Source organism: Sphingobium sp. FW306-1B-F04DB, from assembly GCF_058781925.1.
This window is the reverse complement of sequence record NZ_JBYSXE010000054.1, coordinates 13564-27584: the sequence shown is the minus strand read 5'-3', so window position 1 is coordinate 27584 and position 14021 is coordinate 13564. Positions and strand designations below refer to the sequence as shown.

Genomic DNA, 14021 nt, shown 5'->3' with positions numbered 1-14021 from the left:
TCCTTGTCGATCGCCATATCGATGGTCCTTTCTTATCCATCTATATGACCTCGCGCACAAAATTCCTGACAGTTCCTCCAGAACAGGGTTTCCTCGCTGATGCCGGTGGTATCCGTGATCACGACGTCACGGAAGATTGCCTCCATCTCCTCTTCGTCGAACGGCAACCGCTTGTCCTCACTGTCTTCTACCTCGACAAACTTCGCCTGCCTGGCCGCATTCAGCTCAAGCGGCACCTTCGACATCTTGTCGATGACATGCTCGGTGATCGACCGCAGCGCCGAAAGCGCCTTGTTCACCGTGGCCGGCGCAAGCGTCGCGAGACCTTCCTTCGCGGCGATCGCCGCCTGCTCATCGAGGGCCAGCGCCTTGATCGACTTCTTCGTGCGGCCGGGCAACTCGAGCAGCTTCTCTCGGAAGTCCCGCACCATCTGCGGCCGGACCTGACCCATGTCGATGTCGCCGAACATCGCAACGAAGCGCCGAACCGCCAGATCCCACTCCTGAACGAGCTGCGGTTTGCGCGATCGGCCCTTGGAATAGTCCCTCCAAGCCTCGAAGGCCTTGTTGATGGTGATACCCACGTCCTGGACCGGCCAACCTCCGGCCGCCAAGGATATCGCCGCATGCGCGACGCCTGCGTCGGGCTGAGGCAGGCCACTGTCGATGACGATCAGTGGAGGCTGGCTCCCTCCTTCAGCAAGGAGTGGGTGCTTGTACGTTGCTAACGCCTCGATCACTTCGCGCTGGAAGCACTGCGCGACCGCAATTGCGAGACCGCTTCCGGGCTCCAATGGCATTCGCGAGTGCTTGCTGACCTGCTCGACCACCCACCCGAATAAGCCAGGCTGCTGCCGACCGATAAACCTCGGCCTGACAAAATCGGGGATGTTGGCGCGAAGCGCGCCCGCAAGGCGCCTGAGCTCGGTTTCTGACGCACCCTCCTTGACGTCAGGCACGAAGAACCCAGGCAGGTGCGGCCTTTGATGTTCCGAGGCGCAGGGCGGCCTTGATGAAGCCCGCCAGGTAGACGGCGGCACCACGCAGCCATCGATCATCCCGGTCCGTATCACCTAGCCAGCGCTTGACCATCGCATTGGCCTGGGCTTCCGGACCGCCCGTCAAAAGGCTGCGTGCGAGCTGCGCTTCGCGTTCGTAGACTGCTGCCGGTCCAAGCATCCGGATCTTCGCCTCGGCCAGGTCTCTCGTCTCGAGACTGACCTTGAACTCCCGCTTGCCGAAGAACGGCCGGAGCGGTTCAGGGATGACCTTGCGATATTGGTAGATGCCGGTGCGGCGGTCGATTTGAAGAGCCATCAATCTGATCACTTTGTACGCATCCTTTGTACGCAAGGACGGGTAAAGCGATCGTGAATTTGACGGTTTTCCGCGTTTCCGCCGTTTTTGGCGGTTCTGGTGACCCCTACGGGAATCGAACCCGTGTTTCAGCCGTGAGAGGGCCGCGTCCTGACCGCTAGACGAAGGGGCCTGCACGCTGCCCCGGGGCAGCGCGAAGGCGGTTCATCTATGGCTTGGGCGCGATGGCGTCAAGGGGGTGCGGGATTCACGTGCGTGGTGACGCACCCACGGCGATTCCGCGCGTAAGGCACGGTTTCCTTTGCACTTCGGTAACCATTCACCACGTAAAACGCGGATGATTGAGGATTTACCAAATGCGCCGTCCACGAATCCGCCGCAACGCAGGAGCGCCCGGCAGCAAGCGTAAGCTGCTGGGTTGGCTCGTGTTGTTGTCGCTGCTTTTCGGCGCGATCGAGTTTGGTCAACCTATCGATCTCGCGCTGCGAAATCTGCGGAACAAGGTGCGCGCCCAGCCCGTCAGCGGCCAAGTCGTCGTGGTTGGAATCGACGACAAGGCGCTTGCAGAAGTCGGACAGTGGCAATGGAACCGGAGCAAGGTCGCCTCGCTGACCGACAGGCTCTTCAAGGCCGGTGCCGATCGCGTGTTCTTCGATATTTATTTTACGCCGATGGAGCCGAAAGGCGACCGCGAGCTTGTCGAGGTATTTGCACGCCATCCCGGCCGCGTTTTCGTTGCCAGTGGCGTTGACAATACGTCTGAGCCTGGTGTGACTCGTGCGATTCTGCCGATGCCCGACGTCGCTGCTGTGGCGGAGCCCGTCAATTTGATGCGATGGATTCACCACTGGAACGGGGCCACAACGGCGTCCTACCGAAGGGAAATCGGCGGCCGCAATCTGCGCTCGATCGAAACCGCTATCGCGGGACTTGAGGGGGATCTGGGTGATGAATTTCCGATCGACTATTCGTATCGCATTCGGTCGATCCCCTATTTCAGCGCGGCGGACGTCATCGCGCACAGGCTTCCGACGGGAGCGCTCGAGGGCAAGTCCGTTCTGGTCGGCGTCAACTCGGCGTTGCTGGAGGATATCTTCGTCGCACCCGGCCAGGGGCGCGTTGCCGGCGTGTTTATCCTTGCGACCGGGGCCGAGACACTGTTGAAAAAGCCGCCTCTGGTGCTGGGTTGGATTCCACCGTGGCTGTTCGCGATGGCCACTACGATCTGGTTCGTCTGTGGGCAGCGGCGAAGGCTGGCGACTGCGGTCGGAGCGGTCGGCGTGGCCGTGCTGGTAGTGTTTCCGCTTGTACTCGAGCATTTCAGCATCATTACCGATGTTGCGCCCGCGCTTTTCCTGACGATCGTGGCGATGATCATCGTCGGCTGGCAACGTTTTGGCGCCGCCAAGCAGAGCCAGGGTGCGATCAACCCGGTGTCGGGGCTCAAAACCGTCAATGCGCTGCTTCGCGAGGGGTTGTCCGATCCCAATATCCTCGTTGCGGTGCGGTTGCGGCGCTTTGCGGATATCGTGAGCACATTGCCGCCCGACAGCGAGCGCGACCTGCTCGGGCAGGTCGTCTCGCGTCTCGCGATGGGCGCGGGGCAATCGCAGTTGCTGCATGGCGATGACGGCAACTTCTTCTGGCTGATGCCCGAGACCGAACTCGCTTCGGTCGTCGATAGGTTCAAGGCGCTTCAGCTCATCTTCCGCAACCCGATCCGCGTCGCGGACAAGAGCTTTGATGTCGACGTGTTCTTCGGTGTCGATCGCGAAGTCCACATGCCGCTGTCGCACCGGCTGGCGAGCGCGCTTGCCGCCGCACATGCGGCAAGCGAGGAGCGTGGGTGCTGGAAGATCCACGATCCCTCGGCCACGGGCGCGCGCGAATGGGCGCTGTCGCTGCTCGGCGAGCTCGACCAGGCGATCGACGCCGGTCATATCTGGGTCGCATATCAACCCAAGATGGAACTCGGCACGGGGGCGATCGTCGGCGCCGAGGCACTGGTCCGCTGGACACACGTCACGCGCGGGCCGATCGATCCGGCCGAGTTCGTCGAGATGGCGGAGCGCCACGGCCGGATTGACCGGCTGACCAACTTTGTTCTCAACGAAGCCGCCCGCGCCGCCGCGAGCGCGGTTCTTCACGACCCGGATTTCGCGATCTCGGTCAACATCTCGCCGCGGCTGCTCGCGTCCCGCGAAATCGTCGACATGATCCGCCGCGTGCTGCGCAAGCACCGCCTGCCGCCCTCGGCGCTGGTGCTCGAGATCACCGAAACGGCGGCGATGGCGGAGGGGCGCACCGCGCTCGCGCTTCTCAACGAACTACGCGCGATGGGCGTCGCGCTGTCGATCGACGATTACGGCACGGGAATGTCGACGCTCGCCTATCTGCGCAGAATTCCCGCGAGTGAGCTCAAGGTCGACAAGCGCTTTGCCGCATCGCTGCTGTCGAGCCCCGAGGACCAGGCGGTGATGCGCTCGACCATCGAGCTCGCGCACACGCTCGGGATGCAGGTGGTGGCCGAAGGCGTCGAGACCGCTGAGACGCTCCAGATGCTTCGGACAATGGGGTGCGAGATCGGGCAGGGTTACCATATCGGCCGGCCGATGGAGTGGCCCAGCTTCCTAGATATCCTCGAGCCAAGGCCTCGACGAGCCCTCGATGGTTAAAATGTTGTAAACCATTTCTATTTGCCTTATTGTGCCCCCGGCCGCGCGTGCGGCTGAACCTCATTCAGGGGGCCAATATGAAGAAGATTTATAGTGAGCGTCGCCGGCCCGTCGGCGCACCGCGTCAGCAGCAACCCGCGCGTTGGTCGTTTTGGGATTGGCTGATGGGTGGCGGCGAGGACGGTCCTGGCCGCGGCTAAACCGCTCCGGGATTTATTGAATCGACATTGAAAAGCCCCGTTTTCGGGGCTTTTCTCTTTTTTGGCGCGCGGCCTTGGTGCGTAACGCTTGGTGCGCTTCTATCGGTGCGGCATAGAGCCTTGCGGACGCGCGACCCTGTCTGATCGGCGTGACGCCGGAACGGAAATAGAGATCCATCGGCCCGACGATCCGTGTTTCACGGCGTCGCGATTGGACCCGGATCGGCCTGCATGGCCGATCGTTGCGAAAACGTAGTAATCCATCCGGATGCCCGGAGTAACGCCCCTCCCGCGCCGGGGAGGGGGCATTCACGCTATCAGGCCGCGGCCTTCTTTCTTTCCGCAAGTTCCTGATTAAGCATTTCGGCGAGCAGGAAGGCGAGTTCGAGCGACTGGCTTGCGTTGAGACGCGGGTCGCAATGCGTGTGATAGCGGTCCGCGAGGCTCTGCTCGGTGACGTCGACCGCGCCGCCCGTGCATTCCGTGACGTTCTGGCCGGTCATCTCGGCATGGATGCCGCCCGCGAAGCTGCCCTCCGCACGATGGACCGCGAAGAAGCCGCGGACTTCGCCGAGGATGCGGTCGAACGGGCGCGTCTTGTAGCCGTTCTGCGCCTTGATGACGTTGCCGTGCATCGGGTCGCAGCTCCACACCACCGGATGGCCCTCGCGCAGCACCGCGCGGACGAGCCTAGGTAGCCCCGCCTCGATCTTGTCTTGGCCGTAGCGCGTGATGAGCGTGATGCGGCCGGGCTCGCGGCCCGGATTGAGCGTGTCGAGCAGGCGCAGGAGCGCGTCGGGCTCGAGCGAGGGCCCGCACTTCATGCCGATCGGATTGCCGATGCCGCGCAGGAACTCGACATGCGCCGATCCCTCGAAACGCGTGCGATCGCCGATCCAGAGCATGTGCGCGCTGGTGTCGTACCAGTCGCCGGTCAGGGAATCCTGCCGGGTCAGCGCCTGCTCATAGGGAAGCAGCAGCGCCTCGTGGCTGGTGTAGAACTGCGTGCCCGAGAGCTGCGGGACGGTATCGGGGTTGATCCCGCAAGCGGCCATGAAGTCGAGCGCCTCGCCGATGCGATCGGCAGTCTCCGCATATTTCTTGGCCCAAGGGCTGCGGCCCATGAAATCATGCGTCCAGCGGTGGACCTGATGGAGATTGGCATAGCCACCGCTCGCGAAGGCACGGAGCAGGTTCAGGGTCGCGGCCGACTGGCTGTAGGCGCGCACCATGCGCTGCGGATCGGGGATGCGGCCGGCTTCCTCGAAGGCGATGTCGTTGATGATGTCGCCGCGATAGCTGGGCAGCGAAACCCCGCCGATATCCTCCATGTCCGTCGAGCGCGGCTTGGCGAACTGGCCCGCCATCCGGCCGACCTTCACCGTCGGAAGCTTGGAGGCATAGGTGAGGACGACCGCCATCTGGAGAATGACGCGAAAGGTGTCACGGATGTTGTTGGGATGGAATTCAGCGAAGCTCTCGGCGCAATCGCCGCCCTGGAGCAGGAACGCCTTGCCCTCGGCAACGCGCGCGAGGTCGGCCTTGAGGTTGCGCGCCTCACCCGCAAACACCAGCGGTGGATAGGACCCAAGTGTGGTGGTCGCCTCGGCCAGCGCCGCTGCGTCGGGATAGGTCGGCAACTGCCGTGCCTCGTGTTTCGTCCAGCTATCGGGGGCCCATTTCGCGGCCATTTTCATTCGTCCAACAGGTTAACGGAGCAAATTTCCTTGCGGGAGCACGGGGCCAAAAGCAATGGCTAATGGCTTGGGCGTTGCATAGCTGGGGTTTTTCCGAGGGCGGGGTTTATGCTCCGGGGACGCCGAGTTCCCTCGCGGCGGCGAGAAGCCGGTCGCGTTCGGCGGGGGCATTGCCGAAGGTCTTGAGCGCGCTGTCGAGCGCGGCCTTGGCTTGCACGCCTTCACCAAGCACCATGCGGCTGCGCATCAGGCGGATCCAGCCATCGGCGTCGCGCGGATTCTGCACGAGCCGCTGCGCAAGCCCGTCGACCATGCCGCGCACCATCGCCTCCTGCTGGCCGGGGGGAAGTTTCGATGCCGCCGTCATCTGGTCGCGCGAGGGGCCGGGGATCGCGTCGGTGGCGATCGCGGGAGCGCCGGGCGCGGCTGGCGTAGTTGCGGCGAGGCGTGCCTTGATGTCGATCTTCTCGCGCTCGCCGACCTGTTCGATCGTGCGGCGGAGGTCTCCCTCCCATGGTGCGCCCGCGGGCGTATCCCTCAGCAGCGCGAACCAGTCGTCGATCGCGCCCTTGTGATCGCCCTTCAGGTCCTTGTTCACCGCGAGGAAATAGCGCGCGCGCGGATCCCTGGCGTCCTTCGCGACCGCCGTCTCGAACGCCTTTACCGCATCGGCGGGCATCGGCATGTCGGGGCCCGCCATCACCAGCGCTTCGCCAAGCGCAGACCAGAGCTCGCCATTGTTTGGGCTCAACGCGACCGCCTTGTGGTAGGCCATCGCCGCCTCGGCATAGCGCTCGGTGCCGAAGAACGACCAGCCTAGCATCTGCCAGCCCTCCACATCATCGGGGTTGTCCTTGAGCCGCGTCTCGAGTTGCGCGATCGCCTCTTCCGCGGTTGTGCCGGGCGCGGCGGCGGGAGCGGGCGTGTCGGGAGCCGAGTCAAAGAGGCCAGTCGAGCGGGCAATCGCGAAGCCGATGGCGACCAGTGCGATAATCGCAGCTAAAATCAGTGCGATACGGCCGATATTTGTGACATCGTCTTTGGAAACGCCCGTCCCGGCCATGAATCTACCCCCGATTTTGGTCAGAAACTGTGATGCAGGACTCTAGCGCGCTTCGATCAGGATGATAGAGTGCCGGCAGGGTTCGCGCCTGATTGGATACGCAAACGAAAATATGCGGAGCGTGTCCGCTTGAAGGGGGATGGGGCAACTCGTGAGCGACGGTTTTCGCATCGCGATCATCGGTTCGGGACCGGCCGGGCTGAGCGCCGCCGCGCGCGCGGCAGAGCTGGGGCTGAGCCATGTGCTGCTCGAAAAGACCGATCATCTGTCCGACACGATCTACAAATATCAGAAGGGCAAGCACGTCATGGCGACGCCGAGCCAGCTGGTGCTGCGCTCGGACATGGATTTCGAAGCGGGCAGGCGCGAGAAGGTGCTCGGTACCTGGGACGAGCAGGCCGCCGTGCGCAAGGTCAACGTCAGGCTCAATGCCGAGGTGAAGGCGATTACCGGTGCGGCGAGCGCGTTCGTGCTCACGACCACCAAGGGCGAGACGATCAAGGCCGAGGCGGTGATCCTCGCGATCGGGACGCAGGGCAATCCCAATCTGGTGCGCTGCCCTGTGGGCGAGGGCGCGGTCGTCCAGTACCAGCTCGACGATCCCGGCGAATATATCGACGAGCACATCGTCGTGATCGGCGCGGGGGATGCGGGGATCGAGAATGCGCTGGGTCTCGCGGCCGATCCCGAGCAGCGCAACAGCGTCACCATCGTCAACCGCTCGGCCGAATTCGCCACCGCCAAGGATGCGAACGTCAAGGCGCTGCTCGCGGCGGAGGCGGCGGGACGCGTGACGATCCTGCGCGAGACGACGACCGCGGCGATCGACAAGGGGCAGATCAGCTTCGACACGCGCGACGGCGAACTCAAGGCGCGCTGCGACCGCGTCATCGCGCGCATGGGATCGGCGCCGCCGCGCGGCTTTGTCGAGGCATGCTGCGCCAGCTTCGAGGAGAAGGAGGGCAGGAAGGAGATCGTTCCCGGAACGGGCATTGAGTTCAGCAGCGCCGACCGCGTGTCCTATCCCAAGCTGTCGCCGACGTTCGAATCGACCGTGCCCGGTATCTTCGTGATCGGCGCGCTCGCGGGCTATCCGCTGATCAAGCACTGCATGAACCAGGGCCATGATGTCGTCGAATTCATCAACGGCAACAGCGCGCTGAAATCTGCAGACCAGCCGATCCTCGAAGGCAAGTTCAAAAACCTGCCTGGCAGGAAGAGCGTCGAGGAATGGCTCGAATTCCTGCGCTCCAATGTCGGCATATTGAACGGTGTCTCGCCGCTGCAGATGCGCGAATTCATGCTCGATTCGGAGGTGCGATACTGTCGCGCGGGCGAGACGATCTTCGAGCGGATGGAGACGGGATCATCGCTGTTCGGGATCGCGAGCGGCTCGGTGCTGGTGCAGGTCGACAGGGAGGATCCGTCGATCACCGTACCGATTGAAACGGGGTCGATCTTCGGCGAGGTCGGGCTGATCTCGGGACGGCGGCGCGGTGCCACGATCCGCGCCGGCGAGGATACGGTCCTTGTCGAGATATCGCGCTCGGCCGCGCTCAAGCTGCAAAGCCAGGTGCCTGCAGCCAAGGCCGCCATCACCCGCATCTCGACCGAGCGCCAGCTGCTCCAGATGCTCGGATCGGGGCTCAAATCCGAGCATCTGCAGGATGTGCTCGACGGTGCAGAGATCATGTCGGTCAAGGCGGGCCAGCCGATCATCAGCGAGGGCGAGGAGGGGACCGATATCTACGTCATCCGCTCGGGCTCGATGGTGGTGGAGAAGACGGTCGGCGGAAAGCCCGTCTTCCTCTCCTACCTGCCGGCGGGCTCCTATGTCGGCGAGATGACGCTGATCGCGGGCGGGCGGCGCACCGCGACGGTTCGCGCGGCGATCAAGTCCGAAGTCATCAAGCTGCAGGGCGCGGCGTTCGCAAAGTTGCTCGACGCCAATCCGCGGCTCAAGGCGAGCACGCAGCAGCTGATGGCGAGCCGGCAGGACGTCAACGCCTTTGTCGAGGCGAAGAAGGACAGTTTTTCGGGCGTCGTCGACATGTATTCCAATGTCGCCAATTTCCTCGTCGAACAGGGCATCGGCGAGGCGACCGACGTGCTGCTGATCGACGAGAATCTCTGCGTCGGCTGCGACAATTGCGAAAAGGCGTGCGCTGACAGCCATGACGGCCTCTCGCGGCTCGATCGCGAGGCGGGGCGGACCTATGCGCACCTTCATGTGCCGACCTCGTGCCGCCACTGCGAGCATCCGCATTGCATGGCCGACTGCCCGCCCAACGCGATCCACCGCGGCCCCGATGGCGAGGTGTTCATCGACGAGACCTGCATCGGCTGCGGCAATTGCCAGCGAAATTGCCCTTACGGCGTGATCCGCATGGACAGCGTCCCGCCCAAAAAGCCGTCGTTGCTCTCCTGGCTGTTTCTCGGGCTTGGGCCGGGGCCGGGCGAGCCGAGCAAGAAATGGTCCTACGCGCATGCCGAGCCCGGCGTCGAAAAGCCCAAAAAGGCGATCAAGTGCGACATGTGCGCGGGGATCGAGGGTGGTCCGGCGTGCGTGCGCGCGTGCCCGACGGGCGCCGCGATCCGCGTAGCGCCCGAGGATTTCCTGACCGTCGCGCGGCTTGAGCGGGAGGAGAGCTGATGGCCAGCCGCGCTGCCACTCCGGGACGCGTCAGGGGCGAGGTGCTGCACGACGGCTTCCTGCGCCACAGGCATTTCAAATGGCTCAAGATATCGGCAGCGCTCTCGCTGGTGGTTATCGTCGGCTATTTCCTGATCGACGTCACGCCGCGCCACAATGGCGGCAGCTGGTACGGCTATGTGCTCGGCACGATCGGCGCGCTGCAGATTCTGTGGCTGACGCTGCTCGGCGTCAGGAAGCGGGCGATGACGCGCGGCCGCTGGTCGCTCAAGGCATGGACCTCGGCGCATGTCTATCTCGGGCTCAGCCTGATTGTCATCGCGACGCTGCACACGGGTTTCCAGTTCGGCTGGAACGTCCACACGCTCGCCTATGCGTTGATGATGCTCGTGATCCTGTCAGGCATCTTCGGGATTGTCGCCTATGCCAATATTCCCGTCGCGCTCAGCAACAATCGCGAGGAAATGACGCAGCCGCAGATGATCGATTCGCTGCGCTCGATCGACCGCCAGCTGCACGATGCGGCGCAGCCGCTCGACCAGCATCTGGCAGCGCTCGTGCAGGGCTCGCTCGAACAGGACCCGTTCGGCTGCGGCATCGTGGAAAGGCTGACCGGCCGCTACCGCGCCTGCGAAACACGCGCGGCGCAGGCAGCGATCCGCCGCGAGACCGCCTATCGGCCCAATATGGGCGAAGACCCGCTCGAAAAGGTCGACGCACTGCTCGTGCGCAAGGAGGCGATTCTTGCGCGCGTCCGCCGACATCTGAGGCTGAAGGCGCTGCTCGAGGTGTGGCTCTACGTCCATGTGCCGGTGACCTTTGCGCTGATCGCGGCACTGACTGCGCACATCGTCTCGGTCTTTTTCTACTGGTGACGCGCGCATGAGCTTCCTCGTCAGGCAGATTTCGCGCACCGCCGACGGCCGGGAGATCGTCCGGCCGCAGGAGATCGACCGGACGATCATCGGCGTAGGTCGGCTTGCCGAAAACGACATCCATCTGCAGGATCTCGCGGTGGCGCCGCGCCATGTCGAGATCGAGCGGCTCGACCAGCGCCGCATTATCGTCAGGTCGGTCAGCGGCCTCGATTTCGAGGTCGACGGCCGGCCGGCTCAGCAGGTTGAGATCGACAGCGCCAGGGGCGCCGAACTGCGCTTCGGCGGGCACCGGCTGACGATCGGCCATGAGGGGGCCAACGTCACCATCGCGGTCGAACGCGTCGAGGCGCTGTCGGACGCTTCGGAGTACAAGGATGAGGCCAGGGTCTTCTCGCTGCGCGGTCTTCTGCCCGGCAAGCGGATCAGCGCCTGGGGCTTTGCGGCGCTGATACTTGTCTGCTTCCTCGCCTTCCCCATCTGGAGCTGGGCGACCTATCAGGGCGTAAAGGAGCGGCCCGCGGGCTTCCATGCGGATCAGAGCTGGTCGAGCGGCAGCCTGTCGCTCGCGCACAAGAGCCTCGAGAACAACTGCCAGGCGTGCCATGTGAAGCCGCTCGAGGCTGTGCGCGACACCGCGTGCACCAGTTGCCACACCCAGGTGCACGACCATGCCGATCCGAAGCGGCTGGCCGCGGCCAAGGCACCGCCGAAACTGGGCGGGCAGGTCAAGCTGATGTTCGCGAGCGCGTTCAATGTGCCGCAGGGGCGCTGCGTCGAATGCCATACGGAACATGAGGGCGCGGGGCGCATGCAACCGACCGCGCAGCAATTCTGCGCCGATTGCCACACCGACCTGAAATCGCGATTGCGTGATACACAGCTGCTCGACGCGGGCGATTTCGGCACCGCGCATCCCGAGTTCCGCCCCGCGGTGATCGTGCAGGCCCGCGGTGCCAGCCCGGTCACGCGGCGCATCTCGTTCGACCGCAAGCCGACCGAAGACAATGGCCTGAAATTCCCGCACGACCTCCACCTCTCGAAGACGGGCGGGGTGGCGCGGATGGCGCAGACGCTTGTTGGCGAGAACGGCTATGGCAACGCGCTGGCGTGCAAGGATTGCCATCGGTCCGATGCGACGGGAACACGGTTCGCGCCGGTCGATATGGAGCAAGACTGCGGCAGCTGTCACAGCCTGGCCTTTGATCGCATCGGCGGCACGATCCGGACGCTGCGCCATGGCGATCCGGCGCAGGTGATCGCCGACATCCGCGCCTTCTATCGCGGTACCGGACCCGCACGCCCCGCCAATCTCGGCGGCATGACGCGCAGGCGGCCCGGTCTTTATGCCGAGGGACAGGTCTATAACGCCTATTTCGGCGCGGTCGGCGCGCGGCCGGGGGAGGGAGAGGCAGCGATCCGCGCGGTATTCTCGCCGGGCGGGGCGTGTTTCGATTGTCACCGGATCGACCCCCCCGGGGCGGGAGGCACCTGGCGCGTGCAGCCCGTCAGCCAGAATGCGCGCTATCTCCACAAGGGCTGGTTCGATCACGACGCGCACCAGACCGAAAGCTGCGAAAGCTGCCACGCCGCGCCGACATCGAAGACCGCGACCGACCTGCTCATCCCCGATCTCGCTTCATGCCGCACCTGCCATGTCGGCGAAAGCGGTGCGTCATTGAAGCGCGTCGCCAGGCTTGTTCCTTCGGGCTGTGCGCTGTGTCACAGCTACCATATGGACGATGGCGCACCATGGACGACGCGACAGCGAGTCGCGGACAGCAAGGGTGGCACCAATGCCGCGAGACCGACGGGCGCGCGTCAATGACGGCTGGGTGAGGGGAAGCCTATGCTGATCGGGCAGATCACCGACATCCATCTGGGATTCGATCCCGACAACCCGGCGGAGTTCAACCGCAAGCGGCTCGACGTGGTGCTGCGCCATCTGTGCGAACCGCACAACCGGCCCGACCTGCTGCTCGCGACCGGCGACCTCGTAGATCGCGGCGATGGCGAGAGCTATCGCCGACTCAGAAATGCGCTCAGCGTCTGTCCCTTTCCCGTCTGGCCGTGCCTCGGCAATCACGACATGCGCGCCAATTTCATCGCGCATTTTCCCGAGATCCCGGTGGCCGACGGCTTTGTGCAATATGAGGTCGATACCGGTCCGCTGCGCTTCCTGATCCTCGATACGCTGGAGGAAGGGCGCCACGGCGGCAGTTTCTGCGAGACGCGCGCCGCCTGGCTCGCGGCGCGGCTGGCGGAGAAGCCCGGCAAGCCCGTGACGATCGTGATGCACCACCCGCCCGTCGAGGTCGGCATCGACTGGATGAACACGCATCCCGAGGAGGCCTGGGTAACGCGCTTCGCGGAGACGATCGCGGGCAAGCCGCAGGTCACGGGCGTGATCTGCGGGCATATTCACCGCCCGATCGTCGCGGCATGGAACGGCACCACGGTGGCGGTGTGCCCATCAACCGCGCCGCAGGTCGCGCTCGACCTGGCGCCGATCGATCCCGACCGCCCCGACAACCGCCCGATGATCGTTGCCGACCCGCCCGGCTATGCGCTGCACCGCTGGAACGGGCGCGAACTGGTGAGCCATTTCGACACCGCCGAAGAGCATGTCTTGCTCGCCAAATACGATGCCTCGATGCAGCCGCTGGTACGCGCACTGATGGGGGAGCGTCACGAGTGATTGCAAAGGTGAAACGACATCAATAGCCTCGCCGGACATGGGGGACAGGCGAATGCGAAAACTGCTTGCGATCGGAATGGTGCTCACGGCCTGCCTGCCGGAGCTGGCAATGGCGCAGGAAGATTATGGCGAGGTCATCGTCACTGCCAGCCGTCGGGCTTCGGACGACTATGACGACAGCATCCCGGCAATCGGGCTGCGCCGGACCGCCGATTTCGCGGTGCAGGAGGTGGTCATCGTGGGCGATACGCGCGACGAGGCGCGTCGTCGCGAAGAGATATTCGATATGCTGCGAGGGGCAATCGCGCTCGCGGCAAGCAAGGGCGTCGAACTGGCGACCGGCGAAATGGTGGTCGAACCCCTCACGCTTGCGAATTACCGGAACCTTCCATTGGCGGGGGATGGCCGTCCCGACACCAACCGCGCCAGTTTCCTTGTGAAGACGCGCCTGTCGGGGACCGACGCAAAGGCAGCGCTCGACCGCATCGCCGCCTTCATCAAGGCCGTGCCGACCGTAGGCCGCGCCGAGATGCGGGCTTCAAGCGACCTCACATTGTCGGTCGTGCGACCGGACCAATATCGCGGCGCGATCATCGATCTTGTTGCCGCCGATGCACGCTCGATAGCGGGGCGGATGGGCGACGGTTATGCAGCCGAACTCAAAGGGTTGGACAGGCCAGTCGAATGGTCGCGCGCCAGCTTGACCGAGGTGTTCCTGTACGTCCCCTACAGTTACACGATTCTGCCAGCTGCAAGGTAATCTGGCCGAAAGGGCCGCTTTGCCTCCTGCGCCCGCTTGTCGCGCCGTCGCTTGCATGAAACAAACGGGGTTCCGTTTTCAGG

The 14021-nt window shown here is 64.3% G+C and carries 10 protein-coding genes and 1 tRNA gene; 6 read left to right on the top strand and 5 right to left on the bottom strand.

The window, feature by feature from the left end; genetic code table 11:
- Nucleotides 1-32: 32 nt before the first annotated feature.
- From AC3WJD_RS18520 to AC3WJD_RS18510, 3 genes are all read right to left on the bottom strand, one after another.
- Complete coding sequence (locus AC3WJD_RS18520; protein WP_492748214.1) at nt 33-959, bottom strand: site-specific integrase; 927 nt, start codon at nt 957-959, stop codon at nt 33-35.
- Nucleotides 952-1329, bottom strand: a complete 378-nt coding sequence (locus AC3WJD_RS18515) for a DUF6538 domain-containing protein (protein ID WP_492748213.1) — start codon at nt 1327-1329, stop codon at nt 952-954. Before AC3WJD_RS18515 ends, AC3WJD_RS18520 begins: the two co-directional genes overlap by 8 nt.
- An 85-nt stretch (nt 1330-1414) precedes the next feature.
- Nucleotides 1415-1489: transfer RNA gene (locus AC3WJD_RS18510), tRNA-Glu, on the bottom strand.
- Between the two features lie 184 nt (nt 1490-1673).
- Here AC3WJD_RS18510 and AC3WJD_RS18505 point away from each other — a divergent pair.
- Nucleotides 1674-3992, top strand: coding sequence for an EAL domain-containing protein (locus AC3WJD_RS18505; protein ID WP_492748212.1), 2319 nt, complete (start codon nt 1674-1676; stop codon nt 3990-3992).
- Between the two features lie 517 nt (nt 3993-4509).
- Here AC3WJD_RS18505 and AC3WJD_RS18500 read toward each other — a convergent pair.
- Entirely contained in the window at nt 4510-5883 is a 1374-nt protein-coding gene (locus AC3WJD_RS18500) for a class II 3-deoxy-7-phosphoheptulonate synthase (RefSeq protein WP_492748211.1), read from the bottom strand.
- Nucleotides 5884-5995: 112 nt separating this feature from the next.
- Nucleotides 5996-6952 (bottom strand): tetratricopeptide repeat protein, encoded by a 957-nt coding sequence (locus AC3WJD_RS18495; RefSeq protein WP_492748210.1) that lies wholly within the window; start codon nt 6950-6952, stop codon nt 5996-5998.
- Between the two features lie 139 nt (nt 6953-7091).
- Between AC3WJD_RS18495 and AC3WJD_RS18490 the strand changes: the two genes are divergently transcribed.
- The 5 genes from AC3WJD_RS18490 to AC3WJD_RS18470 are packed head-to-tail and all read left to right on the top strand — an operon-like array spanning nt 7092 to nt 13938.
- The gene (locus AC3WJD_RS18490; protein WP_492748209.1) at nt 7092-9605 is read left to right on the top strand and encodes a cyclic nucleotide-binding domain-containing protein; all 2514 of its coding nucleotides are present in this window, start codon (nt 7092-7094) and stop codon (nt 9603-9605) included.
- Nucleotides 9605-10480 (top strand): hypothetical protein, encoded by an 876-nt coding sequence (locus AC3WJD_RS18485; protein WP_492748208.1) that lies wholly within the window; start codon nt 9605-9607, stop codon nt 10478-10480. The genes AC3WJD_RS18490 and AC3WJD_RS18485 overlap by 1 nt, the downstream gene beginning before the upstream one ends.
- A gap of 7 nt (nt 10481-10487) precedes the next feature.
- Nucleotides 10488-12308, top strand: a complete 1821-nt coding sequence (locus AC3WJD_RS18480; RefSeq protein ID WP_492748207.1) for a cytochrome c3 family protein — start codon at nt 10488-10490, stop codon at nt 12306-12308.
- Nucleotides 12309-12329: 21 nt separating this feature from the next.
- Nucleotides 12330-13178, top strand: a complete 849-nt coding sequence (locus tag AC3WJD_RS18475) for a metallophosphoesterase (protein ID WP_492748206.1) — start codon at nt 12330-12332, stop codon at nt 13176-13178.
- A 52-nt stretch (nt 13179-13230) separates the two neighbouring features.
- Complete coding sequence (locus AC3WJD_RS18470) at nt 13231-13938, top strand: TonB-dependent receptor (RefSeq protein WP_492748205.1); 708 nt, start codon at nt 13231-13233, stop codon at nt 13936-13938.
- Nucleotides 13939-14021: the final 83 nt, after the last annotated feature.

Coding starts and splice junctions, on each gene's coding strand:
- AC3WJD_RS18490 (WP_492748209.1), top strand. CDS start 7,092: ATGGGGCAACTCGTGAGCGACGGTTTTCGCATCGCGATCATCGGTTCG.
- AC3WJD_RS18500 (WP_492748211.1), bottom strand. CDS start 5,883: ATGGCCGCGAAATGGGCCCCCGATAGCTGGACGAAACACGAGGCACGG.
- AC3WJD_RS18470 (WP_492748205.1), top strand. CDS start 13,231: ATGCGAAAACTGCTTGCGATCGGAATGGTGCTCACGGCCTGCCTGCCG.
- AC3WJD_RS18505 (WP_492748212.1), top strand. CDS start 1,674: ATGCGCCGTCCACGAATCCGCCGCAACGCAGGAGCGCCCGGCAGCAAG.
- AC3WJD_RS18480 (WP_492748207.1), top strand. CDS start 10,488: ATGAGCTTCCTCGTCAGGCAGATTTCGCGCACCGCCGACGGCCGGGAG.
- AC3WJD_RS18485 (WP_492748208.1), top strand. CDS start 9,605: ATGGCCAGCCGCGCTGCCACTCCGGGACGCGTCAGGGGCGAGGTGCTG.
- AC3WJD_RS18495 (WP_492748210.1), bottom strand. CDS start 6,952: ATGGCCGGGACGGGCGTTTCCAAAGACGATGTCACAAATATCGGCCGT.
- AC3WJD_RS18475 (WP_492748206.1), top strand. CDS start 12,330: ATGCTGATCGGGCAGATCACCGACATCCATCTGGGATTCGATCCCGAC.